The 623-nt window shown below is 43.5% G+C and carries 1 protein-coding gene; it reads left to right on the forward strand.

Annotation, left to right across the window (positions count from 1 at the left end; translation table 11 throughout):
• Positions 1-623, forward strand: a 623-nt coding sequence (locus tag ACS8FD_RS21965) for a radical SAM protein (RefSeq protein ID WP_439277428.1), incomplete at both ends; no start/stop codon positions are given.

Consider the following 623-nt stretch of genomic DNA (forward strand, 5'->3'; position numbering starts at 1 on the left):
CCTTTAACTGACGGTTTCTCTCGTCGCCTGACCTATCTGCGTCTGTCTATTACTGACTTTTGTAATTTTCGCTGTGAATACTGCCTACCAAATGGTTATCAAGGCAAGCGTCCTGATGATGAATTGAGTGTGCCTGAGATTGCGACACTCATTCGCGGGTTTGCGCAAGTTGGCACCAAAAAGGTAAGAATCACAGGCGGCGAGCCCTCTATTCGCCGTGATGTAGTCGAGATTATTAACACCATTAAACAGACACCGGGCATTGAGACTGTCGCCATGACCAGTAATGGTTATAAGCTTGGTAAACACTTGGCCAATTGGCAAGCAGCTGGCCTAAATCAATTAAATATCAGCATGGACAGCTTTGATGCCGACACCTTTCATAAGATGACTGGCTTTAATACCTTACCGCAACTGCTTACTGATATGGATACCTTATTAGAAACTACCGATATCAAGCTTAAAATAAACAGTGTTTTGATGGCAGAGACTGCTTTTGAGAACTTGATGGACGCCATCGACTATGTCAAAGACAGACCCGTCACTTACCGATTTATTGAATTTATGCAAACCAGTGATAATAGTGATCTGTTTTTTGCCCAGCATGCCCATTCCGATACCAT

The organism is Psychrobacter sp. 1U2 (assembly GCF_051847575.1).